A 23117-nucleotide genomic window follows, 5' to 3' on the forward strand; every position below is an offset into this window, starting at 1 on the left:
ACACCCTCAGCCTCGGGCTGCGCGGACTCCACACTCACGGCGTCGACCGGCGCAGACTCCGCAGCCTCGGCGTCAGCCGGCGCGAGGTCCACACCCTCAGCCTCGGGCTGCGCGGACTCCACACTCACGGCGTCGACCGGCGCAGACTCCGCAGCCTCGGCGTCAGCGTGCGTGGGCTCCGCCTCGTCGATGTCGGCCGGTGCGGAGTCTGAGTGCTCGGTGCCGGTCGGCGCAATGTTGTCGCTGGGCTGTGGGAACTCCGATTCGGGGCCGCCGGGTTGTTCGGCGGGTAGGTCGTTGCCCTCCTCCACGCCCAGGAGGGTGGTGGCGGGGATCGCGACCTCGTCGGGGGCCTCGGGTGGGCCGTCCGACATGCCGGCTGCGGCGAGGGAGACGCTTGCGGCTGCTCCGGCGGCGCGGCGGCGTTCCCACTCGCGCTCGTGGGCTTCGCGGCCGGTGGCTTCCTTGTCGTCGCCGAGCAGGGAGAACGGGCGCGGGCGGGGCAGTCGGGCCACCGGCTCCGGGCCGTCGAGACCGGTCGGCGGCTCAGAACGTTTCAAGCCGCCGGCCAGCCCTAGCCGGTCAAGCCCCGCAGCCGAATCGGACCTGCTCAGCCGGCCCGGCCCGTTACGGCGCAGACCACCCGGGGCTGATCGGCCAAGCCAATCCGCCCCAGGACGATCAGCCGGCCCGAAACGTTCCGCATCACCCGGAGCGGGGCCGCCCCCATCGCCCGGCTCGGAGCGGTCGGCACCGCGCGATTCAGGGCGGCCGGCGTCACCCAATTCGGAACGGCCGGCATCGCCCGGCTCAAAGCCATCGGCGGCGCCGAAATCGGAACGGCCGACGTCGCCTGCGTCAGGACGGCCAAGACCGCCCGGGCCGGGGCGGCCAAGGCCGCCTGCGTCAGAGCCGCCAAGATCGCCCAGGCCGAGACGGCGAAGGCCGCCCGGACGGGAGCCGTCCATAGCCTCTGACTCGGGACGGCCAAGCCGGTCCGGCTCAGCGATGCTCGATTCAGAAGGGTCCGGATCGACCGATTCCGAGACATCAACGTTGCTCAATGCGGGGCGGTCGACGTCAACCGTTTCAGGGGCCTCCGAGCCGCCGAGCCCGAAGCGGTTCGAGCCCTCCGACTCAGCCCGATTCAGGCCGCCGAGCCTGGATCGGTTCAAGCCACCCGGCTTGAGTTCGCCCAAGCCACCCGGCTCAGGTCGATCCAAGCCACCCGGCTCAGACCCACCACCCAGCTCGGACCGGTTCAGGCCACCCGGGCCAGGCCTGTTCAAGCCGGCCGCCCGCTCAGGCCGTTTGAAGCCCGCCGCAAGATCCAGGCCGCTCAGCCGATCCGCCAGCCGTGGCCGGTTCGACCCAGCCCTCGGATCTCGCCGGGTGGCGTCGGTCGCAGGCTCCGGGTCGGCGTCGTCGACCCCGGGCTCCAGACGCGAGATTCCGGCCGCGGGCTCCGCCTCGGAGTCGTCGGCGGGCTCTTCGCGGTCGGCCTCGGCGACCGGCTGGGCGGTGGCGTCCTCCGGCTCGGTGGCGGCGTCCTCCGGCTCCTCGTCGGTGGTGCCGGCGTCAGCTTCTGCACCGGCCGGGGGCCTGGCGGCCAGCCGGGAGGGGAAGCCGAGCACCGCGCCCTCAGGCCGGTTCAGATCGGCGCGGGCCGCGATCAGGTCGGGCCGTGGAGTCACCGTGTGGGCGGCCGCCAGCCCGGCCGTCACCGCGTTGACGATCTCGGCCGCGTAGGCGCCGTCGGTGTCGTAGTCCGGGTCGAAGACCGTGAGCTCGACGCCGAGGCAGTGCGGCGATTCCACCAGCCCGGCCAGCAGGATCTCGAGCTCGGGGAAGGCGATCCCCCCGGGCGACGGCGCGTCCACCGCCGGCATCACCGCCGGATCGAGAACGTCCACGTCGACATGCACCCAGTAGCCCGCGCAGTCCACCAGCTGGTCGCGGGCCCACTGAGCGCTGCGCGCCGCCCCCTCGGCCCGCAACGCCGGCACCGGGCGGGTGACGATCCCCGCGGCCTGCAGGTCGAGGCGGTATTCGTCTTGGGCTCGGATGCCCATGACAACCACGTCGATGTCGCGGAAGTACGGCCGTCGCCCCTCGATGGCGGCCAGATCGGCCTGCCCCCGACCGGTCACCAGAGCCAGATCCTCACCCGCCGCGGCACCCACGTACGAAGCGTTGCCCGGGTGGCGGAAGTCGGAGTGCCCGTCGACGAAGACCAGGCCGATGCGCCCGCCCACCGCCTCGCCCAGCCGGTGCATGGCCAGGCCGGAGCCGAGCACGATGGAGCAGTCGCCGCCCAGCACGACGGGGAACTCGCCCGCGTCGAGGATCGCGCCGATGCGGTCGGCCAGCTTGCGGGAGTAGGCCGCGATCTGCGGGGCCATGGCCACGCCGTCGCCCGGCCGCCAGTCCCCGGCGTCGTAGCGGGGCGGGGTCAGGCAGCCGGCGTCGCGGGCGTTGAGTTTGCCCAGCAGCCCGTGGTCGCGCAGGGCCCCGGGCGCCTTGGCGCACCCCGGCACCGACGTCACGGTCGGCGGGCGCAGACCGAGATTGGACGGTGCGTCGAGGACGGCTATGCGGCGCACGGGGCGGCTCCCTGGCTAGAAGAGGGCGCTGGCCAGGGCGCGTCGTGCTCCGGCCACCGCGGGATCGTCGGGGCCGGCCACGCTGAACAGCGAGAGCAGGTGTTTGCGGACGGCCTCGCGCTCGTCGCCGGCGGTGCGCCGGACCAGGGCCACCAGCCGCGCGTAGGCCTTGTCGGCCTCGCCGCTGAGCACCTCGATGTCGGCGGCGAGCCGCTGGGCGTCGATGTCGTCGGGGGCGGCGTCGGCCTTGGCCACCGCGGTCGCCGGGTCGGCCCCGGTGATGCGGCGGTAGAGCTCGACCTGGGCCAGGCCGGACTCGGCGGCCGCGTCCTGCGGGTGCTCGGCCAGGATCTTGCGGTAGGCCGCCTCGGCCTCGTCGAGGTCGCCGACCATCAGCGCGTCGTCGGCGGCGTCGAGGCGGGGGTCGGCCGGCTCTTCGACCGAGATGCCGCCGGCCTTGAGCACGGCGTCGACGTACTGCTTGACCTGGGCCTCGGGCAGCACGCCGGTGAAGCCCTCGACGAGCTGGCCGTTGACCACGGCGACGACCATCGGGATGCCCTGTACGCGCAGCGCCTGGGCCAGGCGCGGGTTGGCGTCCACATCGACCTTGCCCAGCACCCACGACCCGCCGCCGGCCCGGGCCAGCCGCTCGAGGATCGGCGACAGCTGCTTGCACGGCTCGCACCAGTCGGCCCAGAAGTCGATGATGACCGGGGTGCTGAGCGAGCGCTCGAGCACAGTCGTCTGGAAGTTGGCCTCGGTGACGTCGATGATCGTCTCGGGGGCGATGCCGCCGGGCAGACCGCCCGGGATGGCGCCGGACGGGCCGTCGTCGGCCTTGCTGGGGGCTTCGGCGGCCGGGCTCGGGGCCGGGGCGCGCAGCGCGCTGAGATCGACCGCGCCGCGGGTGAAGATCGACGGTGTGGTCCGTGGGTCGCTCATGGTTACCTAGTCTCGCACGCTGACAAGGCGCGCCGCCGCGCCGCGGGGCAGCTGATATCGGACGTCACAAGAGCATGTTCCGCTGATCCTCGGCCCTCCCGGTCAGATGCGCAAGATCCGTACGTACGCTGGGGCTTTTGCCGGTTTTGATCTAGAACCGCGCAGGCTCCCGGTAGATGCCCCACTCGTCCTTCAACACCCCGCAGATCTCGCCCAGCGTCGCCTCGGCCCGGGCCGCCTCGAGCATGGCCGGGATCATGTTCTCGCCCGTGCGCGCCACCTCGACCATATGGTCGAGAGCGGCCTTCACCCGTACGGCGTCCCGCTGCGCCCGCCGAGCCCCGAGCGCCCGGTTCTGCTCGACCTCGACCTCGTGCGAGACGCGCAGGATCTCGAGCTCTTTGGCCACGGTGCCGGTGTGCGCGTTCACTCCGACCGTGCGCTTGTCGCCCTTCTCGACGGCCTGCTGATAGACGAAGGCGGCCTCGGCGATGTGGGCCGTGAACCAGCCGTCCTCGATGCCGCGCAGGATGCCGGCGGTGATCGTGCCGTCCTCGCCCAGCTCGCGGATGCGCGCGAAGATCTCCTCGGCCTCGGCCTCGATGCGGTCGGTGAGCGCCTCGACGTACCAGGAGCCACCGAGCGGATCGGCCACATTGACCGCACCCGTCTCTTCCATGATCACCTGTTGGGTCCGCAGGGCGATCTCGGCCGACTCGTCGGTGGGCAGGGCCAGCGTCTCGTCGAGCGCGTTGGTGTGCAACGAATTCGTGCCGCCCAGCACCGCGGCGAGCGCCTCGACCGCCGTACGCACGACGTTGTTGACTGGTTGTTGCGCGGTCAGCGAGACACCGGCAGTCTGCGTGTGGAACTTCAGCCACAGCGCCTTCTCGCTGGTCGCGCCGTAGTCGTCGCGCAGGTGGCGGGCCCAGATGCGGCGGGCGGCCCGGAACTTGGCCACCTCTTCGAAGAAGTCGATGTGGGCGTCGAAGAAGAAGCTCAGCCCGGGCGCGAACTGGTTGACGTCGAGCCCCCGGGACAGCCCCAGCTCGACGTAGCCGAACCCGTCGGCCAGCGTGTACGCCAGCTCTTGCGCGGCGGTCGAGCCGGCCTCGCGGATGTGGTAGCCGCTGACCGACAACGGCTTGTAGCGCGGGATCTCGCGGGCGCAGTACTCCATCAGGTCGCCGATCAGGCGCAGGTGCGGCTCGGGCTGGAACAGCCACTCCTTCTGCGCGATGTACTCCTTGAAGATGTCGGTCTGCAGCGTGCCGTCGAGCTTGTGCAGGTCGGCGCCTTGCCGCTCGGCCGCCACCAGATACATCACGAAGATCGGCACGGCCGGCCCCGAGATGGTCATGCTGGTGGTGGTCTGCTCGAGATCGATGCCGTCGAAGAGCACGTCCATGTCGGCCGCCGAGTCGATGGCGACGCCGCAGTGCCCGACCTCGCCCGCCGACTGCGGGTCGTCGGAGTCGCGGCCCATCAGCGTCGGCATGTCGAACGCGACGCTCAGCCCGCCGCCGCCCGCGGCCAGGATCATCTTGTAGCGCTCGTTGGTCTGCCGCGCGTTGCCGAAGCCGGCGAACTGCCGGATCGTCCAGGTGCGGCCCCGATAGCCGGTCGGGTAGAGACCCCGGGTGTACGGGAACTCGCCCGGCCACCCGATGCGGTCGAACCCCGGATAACCGGCCCCGGCGGGCGGGCCGTAGACCGGCTCGACCGGCGCGCCGGACAGGGTGGTGAAGTCGGCGTCCCGCTTGCGCGCGGCGTCGTAGCGCCGTTGCCAGCGCTCGCGTCCGGCGGCGATGTCGGCTGCGTCCATGCCCGACATCCTAGGGGCTTTCCTGAACGATCGCTAAGGCCAAAATCAGCCGTACTGCTCCAGCGTCGCCCGGATCATCTCGAGGTCCCAGTTCAGCGCGCCGGACTCGAGATCGGCCACGACCGAGCGCAGCCAGGAGATCTCCGCCGTCAGCATGGCCGCCCGGTACTCGTCCTCGATCAGGAACAACCGCGGCAGCCCCGGCGGCGCCTGCTCACGGATGGCCACCACCTTGGCCGTCAGCGCCTCGACGCGGCGGTCGAGCAGGTCACGCACCTCATTCGGAGGCAGCACGGGCAGGAAGGCCAGCGCGGCCGGGAACTCGGGGAACTCGCGGGCCGGGGCAGGCAGCGCGCTCGCGAGCCAGCGCCTCATAGTGGCCGAGCCGTCGTCGGTAATCTCGTAGACCGTGCGCTCGGGCCGCCCGGCCTCGCGGGTCGTGCTCGCCCGCCGGGCCAGGCCCTCGCGTTCCAGCCGGTCCAGAGCCTGATAGACGCTGTTGCGCTGGGCCACGTTGACCAGCTGGTCCTGGCCCCTCTCCTTGATCATCTGCTGCATCCGGTACGGGTGCATGGGCGCCTCCATGAGCAGCGCCAGCAGCAGCATGCCCAGCGTCGAGCGCCGCGGTTCGGTCGAGGCCACGGATCAAGCCTAAGGGGTTGACCCGCCATAGTCATGCGATGGATAGTCATGACATGACTAAACCCGTAGCTCTCGTCGCCGGCGGTGGCATCGCCGGCACCGTCGCCGCCCTCGCGCTGCAGCGAGCCGGCTGGTCACCCCGCGTCTTCGAGGCCCGCTCGCCCGGCGCCGACGAGCAGGGCGCGTTCCTCACCGTGGCCGTCAACGGCCTGTCCGCGCTGCGCGCTCTCGACCTCGACCCGGCCGTCGTCACGGCGGCCGGCTTCCCGACCCCGTCGCTGACGATGCTCAACGGCGCCGGCCGGCGGCTGGCCGAGCTGCCGCTGGGCGGTCCGGCCGCCGACGGCACCACGACCACCACGATCAGGCGGGCCGACCTCTACGCGGCGCTGCGCGCGGCGGCCACCGAGCGGGGCATTCCCATCGAGTACGGGCGGGCCCTGCGCCGATTCACCGAGAGCCCGACCGGCGTGACGGTCACCTTCGCCGACGGGCCGGCCGCCGAGGGTGAGCTCCTGGTCGGGGCGGACGGGATCCGATCGCGTACGCGGGAACTGCTCGACCCCGACGGCCCGGCGCCGGAATACCTGGGCCTGCTGAACGCGGGCGGCTTCACCGACGGGCCGGTCGCGGCGGCCGCGGGCCAGGCGCCCGGCCAGGTCCACATGGCGTTCGGCAAGCGGGCCTTCTTCGGCTGGACCACGGCCCCCGACGGCTCGGTCTGGTGGTTCGCCAACCCGCCGCGCAAACAGCCCGTACGCCCGGGCGAGTTCACCCCGGCGGCCTGGCGCTCGTTCCTGCTCGACCTGTTCGCCGCCGACGCCACCCCGGCCGCGGCCATCATCGCGGCCACCTCCGACATCCTCGGCCCGTGGAACACCGACGACCTGCGCCGGGTGCCGGTCTGGCGGACCCGGCGGGCGGTGGTGATCGGCGACGCCGCGCACGCGGTCGCCCCCTCGGCCGGCCAGGGCGCCTCGATGGCGTTCGAGGACGCGGTCACCCTCGGGCTGTGCCTGGACGGCGGGACCGACCCGGCCGACGGGCTCGCCGCCTACGAGCAGCGCCGGCGCCGACGGGTCGAGCGGATCGTGGCGGTCGGCCGGCGCAACGGCAGCGGCAAGACGGCCGGGCCGGTCGGGGCGGCGATCCGCGACGCGATGTTCCCGTTGTTCATGAAGCTCGCCTACCGCAAGGGCGACCCCCAGGCCTGGATCCTCGACCACCGGCTGACTTGAGAGCTTTTCGGTCACTTCCAGTAGCGATCGGGGGACGGCCGAGACCGCCGTTCACCCGGTCGGCAACCGGTCGGCAACACTCTAAGCTGGGAACACGTCACCGGCCGGAAGGGAGGGAACACCATGGTCAACCCCGTTACGTTCCCCCGAGTGGGCGGCACCACCGCCACCTATCTTCACCCTCTGTTGCAGTCGACGGTGCTGCAGTCGACGGTCCTCGCGGCCGCGGCCAAGCCCTCCGAGGCAGCACCCAGCGTCACGCAGGCGGCCCCGCCGGCCGTGCCCGCGGTGGCCGCGGTGCAGCCGACCGCCGCGTATGCCGACAACCTGGCTCGCGACGCCGCCACCGCGGTGCGCACCGCGGCGATGACCGCCAAGACCAACCGCGCCAACGAGAAGATGACCGAGGTCGACCCGTTCGACGCGCTGGCCCGCCAGGCCGTCATCGACCGCACCTCGTCCCAGGTCGGCGTGCTGCTGACCCGGGCCGCGGCCGAGCGCCGGGTCGCCCTGACCTCGGGCCTGCCGGCCGCGCGCCTGGCCCAGATCGACACCACCACGTCGCGGCTCTACCACGCGCTCGACGTGCTGATCTGACGGGCGCCCGACCTCTAGAGTCCCTTGATCAACTCGTCGGCGGCGGCGTAGGGGTCGATCTCGCCCCGGGCGACCGCCGCCGCGAGCGTGCTCAGCGCCGTGCCCTCGCGCAGGTCGCCGATCCGGGCGCGCAGCGTGCCGAGCGCGATCGCCTCGACCTCGACCGCGGCCCGGCGCTCCCGGCTCAGCTGCAGCGCGTCGCCTTTCTCCATCCAGGCCCGGTGCTTGTCGATCGCGGCCACGATGTCGTCGATGCCCTCGCCCTGGACCGCCGTCGCCCGCACCACCAGCGGCCGCCAGTCGCCCGGGGCGCGCTCGCCCAGGCCGAGCATGCCCTGGATGTCGCGGTAGGTGGCGTCGGCCCCGGGCCGGTCGGCCTTGTTGATCACGAAGACGTCGGCCACCTCGAGCACACCGGCCTTGACGGCCTGGATCGCGTCGCCCATGCCCGGCGCGAGCAGCACCAGCGTCGTGTCGGCGAGCGAGGCGATCTCGACCTCGGCCTGCCCGACCCCGACCGTCTCGACCAGGATCACGTCGCAGCCGGCGCCCTCCAGGACCCGTACGGCCTGGGGTGTTGTCGCCGACAGACCGCCGAGCTGACCGCGGCTGGACATCGAGCGGATGTAGACGCCGGGGTCGGTGGTGTGATCCTGCATACGGATCCGGTCACCCAAAATCGCGCCGCCGGTGAACGGGCTCGACGGGTCGACCGCCAGCACCCCGACCCGCTTACCGGTCGCCCGCAGGGCCCGCACCAGCTCGTTGGTGGTCGTCGACTTGCCCACCCCGGGCGAGCCGGTGAGCCCGACGACCTGCGCGTTCCCCGCGTACGGGGCGAGGGCCGCGGCCACCTCGGGCAGGGCCGGATCACCGTTCTCGACCAGCGTGATCAGCCGCGCCACCGAGCGGGCGTCACCGTCACGCGCCTTCGCGACCAGCGCGCCGACGTCGGGCCGGGGCCTCACGCCGAAGGGGCCTTGATGATCAGCGCGTCGCCCTGGCCGCCACCGCCGCACAGCCCGGCCGCGCCGTAGACGCCACCGCGGCGCTGCAGCTCGAGGGCCAGCGTCAGCACCAGCCGGGCGCCGGACATGCCGATCGGGTGACCCAGCGCGATCGCCCCGCCGTTGACGTTGACGATCTCTTCGTCGACCTTGAGCTCGCGCATCGACTGCAGCACGACCTGGGCGAAGGCCTCGTTCATCTCGATCAGGTCGAGGTCGGCCACGCTCAGGCCCTTCTTGTCGAGGGCCTGCTTGATGGCGTTGGCCGGCTGCGACTGCAGCGAGTTGTCGGGGCCGGCCACGTTTCCGTGGGCGACGATCTCGGCCAGCCAGGTCAGCCCGAGTTCCTCGGCCTTGGCCTTGCTCATGACCACGACCGCGGCCGCGCCGTCGGAGATCGGCGACGAGCTGCCCGCGGTGATCGTGCCGTCGGGGGTGAACGCCGGCCGCAGCTTGCCCAGCGACTCGGCCGTCGCGTCGGGCCGTACCCCCTCGTCGGTGTCGACCACCGGGTCGTCGGCGCGCTGACCGGCCCGGACCGGCACGATCTCCTCGGCGAACCGGCCGTCGCGCTGGGCCGCGGCCGCGCGCCGGTGGCTGAGCGCGGCGAACGCGTCCTGCTCGGCCCGGGTGATGCCCAGGGCGGCCCCGCTGCGCTCGGTCGACTCGCCCATCGAGGTGCCGTCCCACGGGTCGATCAGACCGTCGTAGGCCGTGTGGTCACGCACCAGCACGTCGCCGAACTTGATGCCCTGACGCTGGGTCATCAGCAGGTGGGGCGCGTTGGTCATGGACTCCATGCCGCCGGCCACCACGATCTCGAACTCGCCGGCCCGGATCAGCTGGTCGGCCAGCGCGATGGCGTCGAGGCCGGACAGGCACACCTTGTTGACGGTGAGGGCCGGGGTGGTCATCGGGATGCCGGCCGCGACCGCCGCCTGCCGGGCCGTGATCTGGCCGCCGCCGGCCTGCAGCACCTGGCCCATGATCACGTATTGCACCTGGTCGGGCCGCACCCCGCCGCGCTCCAGGGCGGCCTCGATCGCGTAGCCGCCGAGGGTCGTGGCCGGCAGGTTCTTGAGGTTGCCGAGCAAACGGCCCATGGGGGTGCGGGCGCCGCTCACGATCACCGAGCTGACCACGGTCTTCGCTTCCGTTCTGCCGAGGCGGACAAAGGGGGGACCCCTCGCTGGCCTTAACGGCCGTTTAGGCAAGACTAATAGGATGACCGAGCTTCCACCTAGTGCCAGTTCCCCCGAGAATCTCACATCACCCGAGGTCGGACTGCTGCGCGTCGATCATGTCGGCATCGCCGTGGCCGACCTCGACGCTGCGATGGCCTTCTATGCCCAGACCTTCGGTCTGCGATGCGTGCATGAGGAGACGAACGAGGAGCAAGGCGTACGGGAGGCGATGCTCGCGGTCGGCGACGGCACCGGCCCCCGCATCCAGCTGCTCGCCCCGGCCCGCCCCGACTCGGCGATCGCCAAGTTCCTCGACCGCAGCGGCCCCGGCCTGCAGCAGCTGGCCTACACAGTGGCCGATGTGGAGGCCGCCTCGGCCGCCCTGCGCGCCCGCGGCCTGCGGCTGCTCTACGACACCCCGCGCCGGGGCACGGCCGGCTCGCGCATCAACTTCGTGCACCCCAAGGACGCCGGGGGTGTTCTGGTGGAGTTGGTGGAGTTAGCGAGGCTTGATGACCCTAAAGGGTGAATCATCCTGACGAGAGGGCAGCATCCTGGCAGGATCTCGGAGCAGAGCGGGCCACGGCGCTGGTCCTCGGTCGACGGTGCCCGGGTGAACCCCGGATACAGCAGGTGACGACGGGCCGAACCTGGCCCGCCGCCCGGGCGAAGTGCTCCGGCCGAACGGTGGACCTGGGTGATCGCGGGCCTGCTCAAAGCTGATCTACGTGTCTTTTCCGATGCACGTCCGGTCTTGCGTGGCTCGTGCGTCTTCGCCAGGATGGCCCAATGCCCCAGCAGCAGGATCAGAATTTGGCGTTCTTCGACACCGCGAACTCTCAGCACGACTTCACCGTTGTGCTCCGCGGGTACGACCGCGGGCAGGTGGACGCTCACCTCGGCCGCCTGGTCGCCGCGCTCAACCAGTCCGAGCAGGCCCGTGGCGAGGCCGAGCAGCGGATGAACGACGCCCAGCGCCGTCTGCGCCAGGCCGAGCAGCGGCTCAATGCGGTCGAGCAGAAGCTGGCCGACAGCAACAAGCTGCTGGAAGAGAACAACCGGCCGACGCTCTCCGGGCTGGGCACCCGGGTCGAGCAGATCCTGCGACTGGCCGAGGAACAGGCCAACGACCACCGGAGCGAGGCGAAGCGAGAGTCCGAGGGCATCCTCTCCGCCGCCCGCCTCGAGGCGCGTGAGATCACCGACAAGGCGCGGGCCGAGGCGGCCGCCATGAAGGCCACCGCCGAGCGCGAGGCCGGTCAGGTGCGCACCCACGCCGAGCGCGAGGCGGCCGAGGCCCGGGTCCAGGCCCGGCGCGAGGCCGACACGCTGCGCGGCGACGCCGACCGCGAGACCAAACAGCTGCGCACGGTCACCGCGCACGAGGTGGCCGAGCTCAAGTCGACGGTCGAGCGCGAGGTCGCGTCACTGCGGGCCACCGCCGAGCGCGAGATCACCCAGCAGCGGGCCAAGGCCTCCCGCGAGGCTGAGGAGAAGCGCGCCGAGGCGACCAAGCTGCTGACCGACGCCCGCGACAAGCGCGACAAAGACCTGCAGGCGCTCGCGCTCGAGATCGCCGAGCGCCGCGAGAAGGCCGAGCGCGAGGAATCGCAGCGCCACGCGGCCCAGGTCACCGCCACCCAGAAGATGGTGGCCGAGGCCGAGGAACGCGCCCGCGCCGCCGAGGACCGCTCGAAGGAGATCTCGCAGCGGGCCGAGCAGCGCCGCATCGAGTCCGAGCGCAACGCGGCCGAGACCACCGAGAAGGCCCGCGCACTCTCCGAGAAGACGATCAGCGAGGCCCGGTCCGAGGCCCAGCGCCAGCTCAGCGAGGCCCGCACCGAGGCCGAGCTCACCACCCAGGCCGCCAAGCGCGAGGTCGAAGACCTCACCCGCCAGAAGGACGCGGTCACCAACCAGCTCGGCCAGATGCTGTCCGGCCTGTCCGGTCTGGTGCCCGGGGTCGGGCCGGCCAAGGCGGCCGAGGCGGTCGCCAAGGCAGCCGAGGCGGCGCCCGCTCCGCGCGGCCCCGAGGGCCCGAAGCCCGCCGAGACCGAGAACAAGCAGGTCCCGGCGAAGACGAATTCCTGAGCCGCCGGCCGGGGCACGCCAGCGGTTGCGACCTTCTTCCGGGTGCGCGACCGTGGTTAGCGCCCGGTCGCTGGATATCGATGCGGGCCGTATCGGAGTTTCTCCGGTACGGCCTCGCTCGTTTCGGGCATAGCCCGGTTCGCATCTGGGCATAGCCCGGTTCGCGCAAGTCGGGGTCAGACAAATCACAACTAGGCGCATATGCCGCTCGGAGGGTGTGTATCCCCCCGAGGCCGGACGATGCGTATGTGAGGATGGACAGCATGTCGCACGGCGGGGAAATTCTTGGTCTGGGCGGAGACGCAGCTACCGAACCCAGCTTCGACATCGCCCTCCGGGGCTATGAGAAGAAGCAGGTCGAGCGGTACGTCACGCGGGCCGAGAACGAGATCGCCGCGCTGGCGGCCGAGCGCGAGCAGGCGTACTCGCAGATGCAGGCCATGAACGCGCAGATCGAGCGCCTCCAGCAAGAGGTCGTGCAGGTCCGCAAGCAGAACGGCCTGGGCGCCGAGGTGTCGTTCCGCCACCTGGGCCCGCGGGTCGAGCAGATCCTGGCCCTGGCCGAGGAGCAGGCCGAGGCGATCAAGGCGTCGGCCACCGACGACATCGCGGGCCGCCTGGCCGAGGCCGAGCGCATCCGGGCCGAGGCCGAGGGCCACGCCCACAACGGCATCCGCGACTTCGAGATCGCGCTGGCCGCCCGCCGGGCCGAGGAGGAGCGGGCCGACGCGGCCAAGCGCGCTGCCTCGGACAAGGCGCTGGCCGCGGCCCGCCAGTCGGCCGAGCAACTGCGCACCGAGGCCGAAAACACCGTGACCCGGGCCCGGGCCGACGCCCAGCAGCTCACCGACCAGACCGCGCAGCAGGCCCTGCGGACCCGGGCCGAGGCCGACGGCTACGCCAAGTCGACCCGCATGCAGGCCGATCAAGAGATCAAGGCGCTGCGCGACAAGACCCAGCAAGAGATCAACGGCCGGCGCGCCGCCGCCGACCGGGCCCACACCGAGCAGGTGGCCGCGATCGAGCAAGACCTGGCCCAGAAGCGCCAGGCCGCGGCGCAGGAGCTGGCCCACATGCGGGCCGGCGTCGAGAAGCAGTGCGCCGACCTGCGCAGCGAGGCCGACCGGTACGCCGAAGAGGTGCTGCGCCGCTCCGAGGAGCAGGCCACCGCGGCCCGCAACGAGATCGCCGGCCAGCAGGAGAAGATCGCCGAGGCCGGCCGCGAGCTCGAGGCGGCCCGGGCCAAGGTGACCGAGGCCGAGCGCGACCTGGCCGCCGCCCAGGGCCGGGCCCGAGCCGGCGCGGCCGAGGCCGACCAGGTCGAGAAGCGCCTGACCGCGACCCGCACCGAGCTCGAGTCCGCGCAGTCCCGGCTGACCGAGGCCAAGCAGGCCGGCGAGGCCGCCGAGCGGCGCGCCGCCGAGGTCCGCCGTCAGGTCCAGAAAGAGGCGAAGCGGGTGGCCGAGCTGGCCGCGGCCGCGGTCATGGCCGCCGCCGCCTCGCCCGACGACGAGCCGGACGACCTGCTCGAGGAAGAAAAGAGTGGCGGGGCCCACGCGGCCGACAAGCCGGTCGAGAAGCCGGCGGACAAGCCGACCGGACAGCACGCCGCCGGTCCGGCCAAGGTCACGGCGTCGGCCAAGGTCACCGTTCCGCCGTCCTCCCGCGTGGGCGCTGAGGCGGAATAGAGCGCACGTGCGATAACGTCGCCGCCGAGACTGTGCGGCCGGCGTGGAAACCACCGGCACCCACCCTTGTGGAGGAACCGGTGGCCAAGGACGATGATCTGCCGGTGGAGGCTCCGGACGACGACGAGACGCTCGACAAGGCGGCCGAGGACCACCTGGCAGGCCGGTTCGGGCGCCCCGGGCCGCCGCTCGACCGCCGCAACCCGTTCATGCTCGGCCTGCTGGGCGGGTTGGGCATCATCCTGGCGTACGCGATCTTCCTGGGTCTGCGCAACGCGGCGTCCATCCTCGTCCTGATCTTCATCGCGCTCTTCCTGGCCATCGGGCTCAACCCGGCCGTGGTGCGGCTGCGCAGCTGGGGTGTCCCGCGCGGGCTGGCCGTGGCGATCGTCGCGCTCTCCGTCGTCGCTCTGCTCGCGGGCGGCATCATCGCGCTCATCCCGCCGCTGATCGGCCAGACCACCGAGCTGATCCAGAACGTGCCCGGCTACATCCAGAGCCTGCAGCGCAACGAGACCATCAACGACCTGGTCCAGCGGTACGACATCGTCAACCGGGTGACCAGCGCGCTCAACGCGGGCACGGTTGGCGGGGCCGTCGGCGGCGTGGTCGGCGTCGGCCGCATGCTGGCCGGCACCGTCTTCAACCTGCTGACCGTGCTGGTGCTGACGATCTATTTCATGGCCTCGTTCGACCGCATCCGCGAGACGGGCTACTCGCTCGTGCCGGCCTCGCGCCGGGTGCGGGTGCGGCTGCTCACCGACGAGATCCTGACCAAGGTCGGCGCGTACATGGTGGGCGCGATCTCGATCGCCGTGCTGGCCGGGGCCAGCACCTGGTTCCTGGCCGTCATCCTGGGCCTGGCCTACCCGTTCGCGCTGGCCGTGGTCGTGGCCATCACCGACCTGATCCCGCAGATCGGGGCCACGCTGGGCGCGATCGTGGTGAGCCTGGTCGGCTTCGCGTCGTCGCTGAGCGACGGCATCATCTGCGCCGTCTTCTTCATCCTGTACCAGCAGATCGAGAACTACCTGATCTATCCGAACGTGATGCGCCGCTCGGTCAAGGTCAGCGACGTCGCGGCCGTGGTCGCGGCCCTGCTCGGCGTGGCGCTGTTCGGCGTGGTGGGCGCGCTGGTAGCCATCCCGATGGTGGCCGCCATCCAGCTGATCATGCGTGAGGTGATCGTGCCGAGCCAGGAGGCCCGTTAGGCCCTAACTCCGGCCGGGCATCGGGACGTTGTTGAAGGCCGAGGTCGTGCGGTCGGCGTACGCGTTCATGTCGCCCGTCTCCATCGGACCGTCCCACGTCCGCGGCAGCGGCACACCGACCGACGGCGCCACCCGGCGGACGATCTCGTCCAGGATCGTCTCGGCGTCACCGACCCACAGGTGCTTGCCCCCTGCCACCGGCAGCACCTCGCACTGCGGAACGGCGGCGAACCTTTCCTGGGCCTCGGCCGGGCGCAGGTAGTCGTCGAACTCGGGCACGATCGCGGTCAGCGGCTTGCCGTCGGCGGCCCAGGCGGCCAGATGTTCGGGCTGGGAGAAACGCAACGGCGGCGACAGCAGGATGGCGCCGGCCACTGACGGGTCGAGCCCGTGCATCAGAGTGAGGTCGGTGCCGAACGACCAGCCGACCAGCCAGACGTTGGGCAGGTCGGCGAACTCGGCGTACTCGATGGCGGCGGCCACGTCGTACTTCTCGTCGACGCCCTTCGAGAACGAGCCCTCGCTGGTGCCGCGCACGCTGGACGTGCCGCGGGTGTTGAAGCGCAGCACGGCGATCCCGGCCAGCGCGGGCAACCGCCACGCCGCCTTACGGAAGATGTGGCTGTCCATCATGCCGCCGTGGGTGGGCAGCGGGTGCAGGCAGACCAGGGTGGCGACGGGCTCGCGGTCGAGCGGGCGGGCCAGCTCACCGACCAGGGTGAGGCCGTCGGCGGTCTCCAGCTCGATGTCCTCGCGGTTCGCGGGCAGGATCGAGTTGGCTCGGATGGGGCTGCTCATTGCCTCTGTCACTGCCTTCAGTCCGGTTTTGGGGGGCGGTGGGGTGGTTGGCGGGGCTTATCCGTAGCGGGGCGCGTTGCGGGAGCGCTCCACCCCTGGGCCGCGCCGGTCGCGGGCCTTCCAGCAACCGGTGTGCCAGTGCCGCCGGTCGGTCTCGTCGCCCCGCCCGTCGATCGGCCACGCCACCACATGGGCCACGCCGGGCCGGATCTCTTGCATGCAACCCGGGCACCGGTACGTCTTGACGGCGGCCCCACCGAAGATCGACCGCACCATCCATTCGCCGTCCTGCCACTGCTGGCGGCCCTCGATGCCCTTGCGGACCCGCTCGTCGGTCAGGTCACGCAGCGGCTCGACGCCGGCGTCACGGCGACGGGGATGGTTGCGGCGGGGACTCACCTTTCCAGGTTACGGGTAATGCCGATCACGTTCGGCTCGTGCCTGGAGGTAACAAGCGAATTACACTCGCGTTCATGACCGCTACGCGAGTGCCCGGCCTGCCGGTAGTCGAAGACGGCGTGCTCATCTCGACCAACCCGGCCTCGGGGGCAGAGGCGGGCCGCGTGCCGGTCGCCGACGCCGCAGCCGTGACCGAGACCGTGCGCCGCGCCCACGAGGCCGCACTCTGGTGGCAGGCCCTCGGCTACGACGGCCGCCGCGAGCGGCTGCTGCGCTGGCGCTCGCTGATCGTCCGCCGGATCGAGGAACTGGGCCGCCTGACCAGCCTCGAGACCGGCAAGCCGCAGACCGACGCGGTCGTCGAGGCCACCGCCGCGGTCGAGCACCTCGACTGGGCCGCCCGCAACGCCAAACGGGTCCTCGGCCCCCGCCGCATGCGCACCCGCCTGCTGGTCGCCGAGCACTCCGGCCACCTCGAGTACCAGCCGTTCGGCGTGATCGGCGTGATCGGGCCGTGGAACTACCCGATCCTCACCCCGGTCGGCCCCATCAGCGGCGCCCTCGCCGCCGGCAACGCCGTCGTCCTCAAGCCCAGCGAGTACACCCCGATCGTCGGCCAGTGGCTGGCCGACACGTTCGCCGAGGTCGTGCCCGAGCAGCCGGTGCTGCAGACCGTGCACGGGCTCGGCGACACCGGGGCCGCCCTGTGCCGCTCCGGCGTCGGCAAGATCGCTTTCACCGGTTCGACCGCCACCGCCAAGAAGGTGCTGGCCGCGTGCGCGGAAAACCTGGTGCCGGCGGTGATCGAGGCCGGCGGCAAGGACGCGCTGATCGTCGACGCCGACGCCGACATCCCGGCCGCGGCCGAGGCGGCGGTCTGGGGCTCGATGACCAACGCCGGCCAGACCTGCATCGGCATCGAGCGGGTCTACGCGGTCGCCCCGGTCTACGACGCGTTCGTCAGCGCCGTCGTCGAAAAAGCCGGTCATTTGCGTACGGGCGAAGAGATCGGCCCCATCACGATGCCGGGCCAACTCGAGATCATCCGCGATCACATCGACGACGCGCTGGCCAGGGGCGGCCGGGCGGTGCTGGGCGGGGCCGAGGCGGTCCGGCCCCCGTACGTCTCCCCCACCGTCCTGGTCGACGTGCCCGCCGACTCCACCGAGATCCGCGACGAGACGTTCGGGCCGACGCTCACGATCACCAAAGTGGCCGACGCCGACGAGGCCGTCGAACAGGCCAACAACACGGCGTACGGGTTGGGTGGGGCCGTCTTCGGCAAGAAGAACGCGCTGCGCATCGCCCGGCGGCTGCGCTCCGGCATGGTCGCCGTCAACTCGACGCTCACGTTCGTCGGCATGGGCAACCTGCCGTTCGGGGGCGTCGGCGAATCCGGGTTCGGCCGCATCCACGGCGAGGACGGTCTGCGCGAGTTCGCCCGGGCCAAGTCGATCACCGTACGCCGGGGCCCTTCGGTTCTGCCCGCGATGACCTTCGAGCGCACCCCGGCCCAGGTGGCCGGCATCGTCAAGGCCCTGCGAATTCTGTACGGCCGGAAGTAGCTGCTAGCGTCCCTGAAGTGGTGGATCATCCCGCGGTCGAGGTGGACGGCCTGCATGTAGGTTACGGCTCCACACCCGTGCTGGTCGGCGTCTCGCTGACCGTTCCCGCCGGTCAGGGGGTCTGCGTCGTCGGCGAGAACGGCATCGGCAAGTCGACATTGCTGCGCTGCGTCAGCGGCCTCCAACAGCCCGACGAGGGAACGATCCACGTCTTCGGGGGCGACCCCGGCGCCACCCCGGAGTTCTGGCGGGCCGTGGTCACCACGGTCGAACCGCCCACCTGGTATCCCGGGCTGACCGCACGGGAACACGCCGAACTGGTCTGCCGGGCCCACGGCCAGGATCCGTCGTCGGCCGGGGTCGACGAGGCGCTCGAGCGGTTCGGGCTGGCCGGTCACGCCGACGCGATCCCGCCGTCGCTGTCGTCCGGCCAGAAGCAGCGGCTGGTCCTCGCCATCGCGTTGCTGCGCCCCAGCTCGCTGCTGATCCTCGACGAACCCGAACAACGCCTCGACCGCGAGGGCCGGGCCGACGTCGCCGGCCTGCTCGCCGACTACGTGGCCGGCGGCGGTTCCCTGCTGATGGCCAGCCACGACGACTCCTTCGCGGAAGCGTCCGGGGCGTCCATCACCACTATGGAGTCGCTCGCGTCATGACGGTCGTCCCGCTCGCGCCCGTACGCCGCTGGATCAGCCGCACCCAGTCCGCCCACCGCGAGCGCGGCGCCACCCTGGGCAGCCTCTACGTCGGCGCCCTGTCGATCGCCATCATCGGCGGGATGTTCCACCGCCAGGTCGCCGAGATCTTCTGGCCGCCCCGCCCGGATGCTTCGGCCCTGGCCGCCGCTTCTCTCGTCGCCGTCATTTACGGGCTGCTCTACCTGGCCCTGCGCCGGCTCGGCCCGCTCGCGCTGAGCCGCCCGGCCGCGTCCTGGCTGCTCCCGGCGCCGGTCAGCCGACGCCGCCTCCTGCTGCCGTCGCTGCGGATCACCGGGATCGTGGCGGCCGTGATCGGCGCCGTGGCCGCTCTTGCCATCACCGGGCATGCGGCTCCGCGCTCCGAGGCCGGTGATGAGGTCGCGCTGCTGGTCGGCAGCGGTGCGCTCATCGGTTTGGCGCTCCTGCTGGTCGCCACGGCCGCGCAGGCCGGTGGGCGGTGGGGAGATGCCCTCGACCGGCTGATCGGGTTGGTGTTCGCGGCTGGACTCGGCGGGTTGGTCGCCTCGACTGCACTCGACGGGACCGGAACGATCTCCGGCTGGCCTACGCCGGCCGTCCTGATGCCGGTCGTGGCCGTCGGAGCGGTCGTCGTGCTGGTGGCGCTGGCTGTGGTGATCCGAGGGCTGGCTGCCACGCCCAGCGACCGCATCCTGGAGGCGTCGCGCACTGCGGGGACGCTGTTCGACACCGCTTTCGGCATCGAGCCGTCGTTCCTGACCGACATGATCGAGCGCCGGTACTGGGCTCGGCGGCAGTTGAGGTCGACCACCCTGTTTCCCCGGCTGCCCGTGCTGGTCGCCCAGGATGTCCTCCTGACGCTGCGCCGCCGCGGCCGGTTGTTGTGGTTGCTGCTCGGGGCGTCGCTGCCCGTGCTGCTGAGCAGCGGGCCGGGGTGGGTCCTCGGGGCGGCGGTGTTGGTGGGCTGCCTGATCGCCGGGATGACCGCCACCGGCAACGTGAAGACCGACGCCGGCAATCCGGTGCTGCTGCGGTTGCTCGGGTTGTCGTCTCGTCAGGCCGTGATGCAGCGGCTGTGGATCCCGGGAATTCTGGCTGCGATCTGGGCTGCGTCGACGCTGACGCTGCTGGACGTGCTCGGCGATCTGTCGTCGGGGCCGTGGTGGGCGCTCGGGTTGGTGCTCGGACCGATGGGGGCGGCCGCGGCTGTCCACCGTTCTCGGGTGGGGTTCGTGCGTAACGAGTTGCTGCCCCTCGACACTCCCATGGGCACGTTGTCCACCGGGCCGCTGGTCAACGCCATCATGGGGCCGGACATGCTGCTGCTGGGGATTCCGGCTTGGATCGCCATCGCCCAGGGCCGGGTGGACTGGAGCGTGGTGTTGATCCAGGCGGTGATCGCGGGGGCCGGGGCGCGGTTCTACCTCGTGGGGACTACCAGCGACGAGCGTACTGAACTGGCGCATTAAGACCTTGGGCGCCGCGCGAAGCCGCGGCCTCGCGGCATCGACGGCCGCACGTTTCAGGCGGGCCGCCATACGTCTTTGCGAAGCCTGAGTGACGCTCGTCTGCCACCGATTCCAAGCCACTCCGCGATTGAAGCCGGGCGGAGCGCGCAGCGCTCTCGCCAACCGACCACAAGCGCAACCGACACGGTGCGAACGCGCACCCCACCACAAAGGCCGGCCTGAGTAGGAAAAGCTCCCAGCATCACCACAGCGCGGAAGCCAGACCCCCGACCCGCAAGGGGTTTCCCCAGCTCAGCCAGGCAATCAGAGAAACGCCAACCACAACGCAACCGCAAGGTGAACCCCGTGCAAGGGTGAGGCCGAGGGTGATCATGCAGGGCGTAGTTGCTTTTCAGCCCAGCATGATCGCCCTCGGCCTCACCCGTCCAAGCGCAAGAAAGCCACCCCTAAAACAGAGTGAGCTCATCCCTCTCCATGCCCCGAAGCTTGTCGTAGTCAACAACCAAGCACCGAATCCCACGATCAGTAGCAAGCACCCGAGCCTGAGGCTTGATCTCCTGCGCAGCGAAGACCCCTTGGACAGGAGCCAACAACGGATCCCGATTCATCAATTCGAGATAACGGGTCAACTGCTCGACCCCGTCGATCTCACCCCGGCGCTTCACCTCAACGGCCACCGATTGGCCAGAAGCGTCCTTGAGGAGCAGATCGACCGGCCCGATGGCCGTCATGAATTCGCGGCGCACCAGCGTGAAGCCCTCACCGAACGTCTCGGGATGCGCTGCCAGCAGCTCTTGCAGGTGCGCCTCGACCCCGTCCTTGACCAGACCGGGATCCACACCCAACTCGTACGACGTGTCTTGGAAGATCTCTTCGAGGGTGATCCTCAGTTCCTCGCCGGCCTTGTTCACTACCTTCCAGACGCCCGGGGCTTCCTGCAGTTTGCAGGGTGGGCTCATCCAGTTCAGGGGCTTGTAGGCACGGTCGTCGGCGTGGATCGAGACCGACCCGTCGGCCTTCACCATCACCAGGCGGACCGCTGTGGGCAGATGGGCGGACAAGCGGCCGACGTAGTCGACGGAGCATTTCGCGATGACCAGGCGCACCGGACGACAGTACCGTCACCGGCGCGGCGCGAGGCAAGCAGCGTTCGCGCCGGTTTGTCATCCTGGAGCCGTGCTCGAAGCGCTCACCGGAACTGGCCTGGCCGCATCTGCGGGGCTCAATGCCTATATTCCTCTGCTCACGATGGGGCTGTTGGCCCGCTACACCGACACGATCGACCTGCCGACCGGCTGGAGCTGGCTCAGCAACGGCTGGACGCTGTTGATCCTCGCCTTGTTGCTGGCCATCGAGGTCGTGGCGGACAAGGTGCCGGTGGTCGACCACGTGAACGACGTGGTGCAGACCGTGGTGCGGCCGACCGCGGGCGGGCTGGCGTTCGGGGCCGGCTCGTCGTCGGAGACGGTGACGGTCAGTGACCCGGGGTCGTTCTTCGGCTCGCACCAGTGGGTGCCGATCGCGGCCGGGGTGGTGATCGCCTTGGTCGTGCATGGGGTGAAGGCGGCTTCACGGCCCGTGGTGAACACCACAACGGCCGGTTTCGGGGCTCCGGTGGCCAGCACGGCGGAGGACATCGGGAGTGTCCTGATGTCCGTCTTGGCCATTCTGCTGCCGATATTGGTCCTGGTCGGACTGCTGTTCCTGGTGTTCGCGGGGGTCTGGGTGGTGCGCCGGCGGCGACGCCGCAAGGTTTTGTCGGGTTCCGGGACCCGGCAGCTGTTTGATTGACTCTCCGGGTGCCCGCGCTCGCTGTTCCTGCCTTCGCCCTGACGTGGTGGGCCGCCTGTTATCTGATCGGCCGCGACCCGGCCCGTCCGGCGGCGCTGCGGGCGGCGTCCGCTCTATTGGCGTACGCCGCGGGGGTGGCACTGTGGAGCGCCGACGCCGACGGCACCGCCACGCAGGTCCTGCTCTGTGCTCCGGCCCTGCTCTGGGCGGGCGCGGCGGTGGCGCTGCTTCCGGTCTCGGTGCCGGAGCGGCGCCAGATCGAGTTGGGCTGGCGCGTGCTCGGCGGGCTGTTCCTGGTGGTGTCGGTGGTGCTGCCGCCGGTGGGCCGGTTGGTGGTGCTGGTTCCGCTGCTGGGGGCGCTCTTCCTGCTGTGGCGGTTCCGGGATCAGGTTCGGCCGCCGATGCTCGCCGCCGCTCTGGCCGTGGCGGCCGCGCTGTACGGGCTGGCCCTGGCCGCGCTGCTGCTACCGGTCGAGCTGGGCTCGTCGGGTCTGGTGGTGGCCGCGATCGGGCTCGACCTGCTGGTGCTCGGGTTCCTGGTCGCCGTGTCGGACGCGCTGGATGTGGGTGAGCGGCTGCGGCCCGATCTGATCCGGGCGGCGACGGCCGCGGTCATCGCGACCGTGCTCGTCGGCGGGCCGGTGGCGGTCACGTTGTTCGCCGTCGGGGACGAGCCGGTCCTGACGTTCCTCCAGTTCGCCCTGCTGGCCGTGGTGATGACCGTGACCGGGCTGGGCGGGGCGGTGCGGCGCGGGCTCGACCTGCTGGCTTTCCGGGGCGACGATCGGCTGCGCCGGAACCGGGCCGCGTTGTCGCAGGTGGCTGACGCGTTGCCCCGGCATCAGTCGCGGCGGCGGCTGCCGGCCACGGCCGAGAGCGACTTCCTTCGGTACGCCCGGCAGGCGCTCGACAACTACGGCGATCTCAGCCGGTTGATGCGGTCGCCGCTGACCGACCTGCCCGCGGTGGACCAGCGGTTGGCGGGTCGAGCGCTCGATCTGCCGTTGGAACGAGCCACCGAGTTGCGGGCGGTGCTGCGGGCCGGGGTCGAGACACTGCGCCCGGCGGGGCCGTTCGGCACCGGCGACGAGTGGCGGCTCTACAACGCGCTGCTCTTCTGCGGGGTCCTGGGACTGAATCCGTACGCCCGGAAGATGCGCACGGACGGCCTGGAGCTGGAAGCCCGGCAGGCGGTCGACTGGATGCGCCGCTACGTGCCGCGCGGGACGCTGCGGCGGTGGCACAACGAGGCCGCCGACCTGGTCGCGGCCCGGTTGTGGGCCGAGTTGACCAGCCCGGAGGTGCGGGGTGTGGCCCGGCCCCGGGGTAACCGGACCGCGCCGACACGCAGCACATAATCTGCCGATAAGCGGCCAAATCGGTAAAA

Annotated in this window: 19 protein-coding genes and 1 pseudogene; 11 read left to right on the forward strand and 9 right to left on the reverse strand. The window is 71.3% G+C overall.

The window, feature by feature from the left end:
• Positions 1 to 1514 precede the first annotated feature (1514 nt).
• From M1L60_RS15890 to M1L60_RS15905, 4 genes and pseudogenes are all read right to left on the reverse strand, one after another.
• Positions 1515 to 2603: pseudogene (locus tag M1L60_RS15890) on the reverse strand (arginase family protein); the annotation flags it as partial.
• A 15-nt stretch (positions 2604 to 2618) separates the two neighbouring features.
• Complete coding sequence (locus M1L60_RS15895) at positions 2619 to 3548, reverse strand: tetratricopeptide repeat protein (RefSeq protein ID WP_253238195.1); 930 nt, start codon at positions 3546 to 3548, stop codon at positions 2619 to 2621.
• 151 nt (positions 3549 to 3699) lie between these two features.
• On the reverse strand, positions 3700 to 5373 hold the full coding sequence (icmA, locus tag M1L60_RS15900) for a coenzyme B12-dependent isobutyryl-CoA mutase large subunit (protein WP_253238196.1): 1674 nt from the start codon (positions 5371 to 5373) through the stop codon (positions 3700 to 3702).
• A gap of 45 nt (positions 5374 to 5418) precedes the next feature.
• Entirely contained in the window at positions 5419 to 6015 is a 597-nt protein-coding gene (locus M1L60_RS15905) for a PadR family transcriptional regulator (protein ID WP_253238197.1), read from the reverse strand.
• Between the two features lie 53 nt (positions 6016 to 6068).
• Here M1L60_RS15905 and M1L60_RS15910 point away from each other — a divergent pair, with 53 nt between their 5' ends.
• Together M1L60_RS15910 and M1L60_RS15915 are read left to right on the forward strand one after the other, a co-directional pair.
• A complete protein-coding gene (locus M1L60_RS15910; RefSeq protein ID WP_253238198.1) occupies positions 6069 to 7253 on the forward strand; it encodes an FAD-dependent oxidoreductase in 1185 nt (394 codons plus the stop codon).
• Positions 7254 to 7376: 123 nt separating this feature from the next.
• The gene (locus M1L60_RS15915) at positions 7377 to 7850 is read left to right on the forward strand and encodes a hypothetical protein (RefSeq protein WP_253238199.1); all 474 of its coding nucleotides are present in this window, start codon (positions 7377 to 7379) and stop codon (positions 7848 to 7850) included.
• A gap of 14 nt (positions 7851 to 7864) precedes the next feature.
• Here the strand turns inward: M1L60_RS15915 and meaB are convergent, their stop codons facing one another.
• On the reverse strand, positions 7865 to 8818 hold the full coding sequence (meaB, locus tag M1L60_RS15920) for a methylmalonyl Co-A mutase-associated GTPase MeaB (RefSeq protein ID WP_253238200.1): 954 nt from the start codon (positions 8816 to 8818) through the stop codon (positions 7865 to 7867).
• Positions 8815 to 9999 carry an acetyl-CoA C-acetyltransferase gene (locus tag M1L60_RS15925; RefSeq protein WP_308208492.1) on the reverse strand — a complete coding sequence of 395 codons (1185 nt, stop codon included), beginning with the start codon at positions 9997 to 9999 and terminating at the stop codon, positions 8815 to 8817. Before M1L60_RS15925 ends, meaB begins: the two co-directional genes overlap by 4 nt.
• An 82-nt stretch (positions 10000 to 10081) precedes the next feature.
• Between M1L60_RS15925 and mce the strand changes: the two genes are divergently transcribed.
• The 4 genes from mce to M1L60_RS15945 all read left to right on the forward strand — a co-directional run bounded on the left by mce (position 10082) and on the right by M1L60_RS15945 (position 15031).
• Positions 10082 to 10570: a methylmalonyl-CoA epimerase gene (gene mce / locus M1L60_RS15930; RefSeq protein WP_253238201.1), complete on the forward strand. Its 489-nt coding sequence runs from the start codon at positions 10082 to 10084 to the stop codon at positions 10568 to 10570.
• Positions 10571 to 10830: 260 nt separating this feature from the next.
• Positions 10831 to 12132: a DivIVA domain-containing protein gene (locus M1L60_RS15935; protein WP_253238202.1), complete on the forward strand. Its 1302-nt coding sequence runs from the start codon at positions 10831 to 10833 to the stop codon at positions 12130 to 12132.
• 254 nt (positions 12133 to 12386) lie between these two features.
• Positions 12387 to 13820: a coiled-coil domain-containing protein gene (locus M1L60_RS15940; protein ID WP_253238355.1), complete on the forward strand. Its 1434-nt coding sequence runs from the start codon at positions 12387 to 12389 to the stop codon at positions 13818 to 13820.
• An 80-nt stretch (positions 13821 to 13900) separates the two neighbouring features.
• Positions 13901 to 15031 (forward strand): AI-2E family transporter, encoded by a 1131-nt coding sequence (locus tag M1L60_RS15945; RefSeq protein ID WP_438862113.1) that lies wholly within the window; start codon positions 13901 to 13903, stop codon positions 15029 to 15031.
• Positions 15032 to 15034: 3 nt separating this feature from the next.
• On the opposite strand, the gene M1L60_RS15950 is transcribed toward M1L60_RS15945, so the two are convergent.
• Positions 15035 to 15829, reverse strand: coding sequence for an alpha/beta hydrolase (locus tag M1L60_RS15950; protein ID WP_253238203.1), 795 nt, complete (start codon positions 15827 to 15829; stop codon positions 15035 to 15037).
• Between the two features lie 57 nt (positions 15830 to 15886).
• Complete coding sequence (locus M1L60_RS15955) at positions 15887 to 16228, reverse strand: Rv1322 family protein (RefSeq protein WP_498370525.1); 342 nt, start codon at positions 16226 to 16228, stop codon at positions 15887 to 15889.
• Between the two features lie 74 nt (positions 16229 to 16302).
• Here M1L60_RS15955 and M1L60_RS15960 point away from each other — a divergent pair, with 74 nt between their 5' ends.
• Genes M1L60_RS15960 through M1L60_RS15970 form a run of 3 tightly spaced genes read left to right on the forward strand, consistent with a single transcriptional unit; the run spans position 16303 to position 19939 of the window.
• Complete coding sequence (locus tag M1L60_RS15960; RefSeq protein ID WP_253238204.1) at positions 16303 to 17793, forward strand: aldehyde dehydrogenase family protein; 1491 nt, start codon at positions 16303 to 16305, stop codon at positions 17791 to 17793.
• Positions 17794 to 17810: 17 nt separating this feature from the next.
• Complete coding sequence (locus M1L60_RS15965; protein ID WP_253238205.1) at positions 17811 to 18449, forward strand: ABC transporter ATP-binding protein; 639 nt, start codon at positions 17811 to 17813, stop codon at positions 18447 to 18449.
• Complete coding sequence (locus M1L60_RS15970) at positions 18446 to 19939, forward strand: DUF6297 family protein (RefSeq protein ID WP_253238206.1); 1494 nt, start codon at positions 18446 to 18448, stop codon at positions 19937 to 19939. The genes M1L60_RS15965 and M1L60_RS15970 overlap by 4 nt, the downstream gene beginning before the upstream one ends.
• A 446-nt stretch (positions 19940 to 20385) precedes the next feature.
• Here M1L60_RS15970 and nucS read toward each other — a convergent pair whose 3' ends face one another.
• Positions 20386 to 21045: an endonuclease NucS gene (gene nucS / locus M1L60_RS15975; protein ID WP_253238207.1), complete on the reverse strand. Its 660-nt coding sequence runs from the start codon at positions 21043 to 21045 to the stop codon at positions 20386 to 20388.
• A gap of 70 nt (positions 21046 to 21115) precedes the next feature.
• Here nucS and M1L60_RS15980 point away from each other — a divergent pair, with 70 nt between their 5' ends.
• A complete protein-coding gene (locus tag M1L60_RS15980) occupies positions 21116 to 21730 on the forward strand; it encodes a DUF4126 domain-containing protein (RefSeq protein ID WP_253238208.1) in 615 nt (204 codons plus the stop codon).
• A gap of 8 nt (positions 21731 to 21738) precedes the next feature.
• Positions 21739 to 23088 (forward strand): hypothetical protein, encoded by a 1350-nt coding sequence (locus tag M1L60_RS15985; protein WP_253238209.1) that lies wholly within the window; start codon positions 21739 to 21741, stop codon positions 23086 to 23088.
• Positions 23089 to 23117: the final 29 nt, after the last annotated feature.

This window comes from Paractinoplanes aksuensis (assembly GCF_024137025.1).
In the GTDB taxonomy this organism is placed as follows: domain Bacteria; phylum Actinomycetota; class Actinomycetes; order Mycobacteriales; family Micromonosporaceae; genus Actinoplanes; species Actinoplanes aksuensis.

Bases quoted from the DNA above. Each gene is read 5' to 3' on its own strand.
- M1L60_RS15895 (WP_253238195.1), bottom strand. From the start codon at position 3,548: ATGAGCGACCCACGGACCACACCGTCGATCTTCACCCGCGGCGCGGTC.
- icmA (WP_253238196.1), bottom strand. From the start codon at position 5,373: ATGGACGCAGCCGACATCGCCGCCGGACGCGAGCGCTGGCAACGGCGC.
- M1L60_RS15910 (WP_253238198.1), top strand. From the start codon at position 6,069: ATGACTAAACCCGTAGCTCTCGTCGCCGGCGGTGGCATCGCCGGCACC.
- M1L60_RS15915 (WP_253238199.1), top strand. From the start codon at position 7,377: ATGGTCAACCCCGTTACGTTCCCCCGAGTGGGCGGCACCACCGCCACC.
- mce (WP_253238201.1), top strand. From the start codon at position 10,082: ATGACCGAGCTTCCACCTAGTGCCAGTTCCCCCGAGAATCTCACATCA.
- M1L60_RS15935 (WP_253238202.1), top strand. From the start codon at position 10,831: ATGCCCCAGCAGCAGGATCAGAATTTGGCGTTCTTCGACACCGCGAAC.
- M1L60_RS15940 (WP_253238355.1), top strand. From the start codon at position 12,387: ATGGACAGCATGTCGCACGGCGGGGAAATTCTTGGTCTGGGCGGAGAC.
- M1L60_RS15950 (WP_253238203.1), bottom strand. From the start codon at position 15,829: ATGAGCAGCCCCATCCGAGCCAACTCGATCCTGCCCGCGAACCGCGAG.
- M1L60_RS15960 (WP_253238204.1), top strand. From the start codon at position 16,303: ATGACCGCTACGCGAGTGCCCGGCCTGCCGGTAGTCGAAGACGGCGTG.
- M1L60_RS15970 (WP_253238206.1), top strand. From the start codon at position 18,446: ATGACGGTCGTCCCGCTCGCGCCCGTACGCCGCTGGATCAGCCGCACC.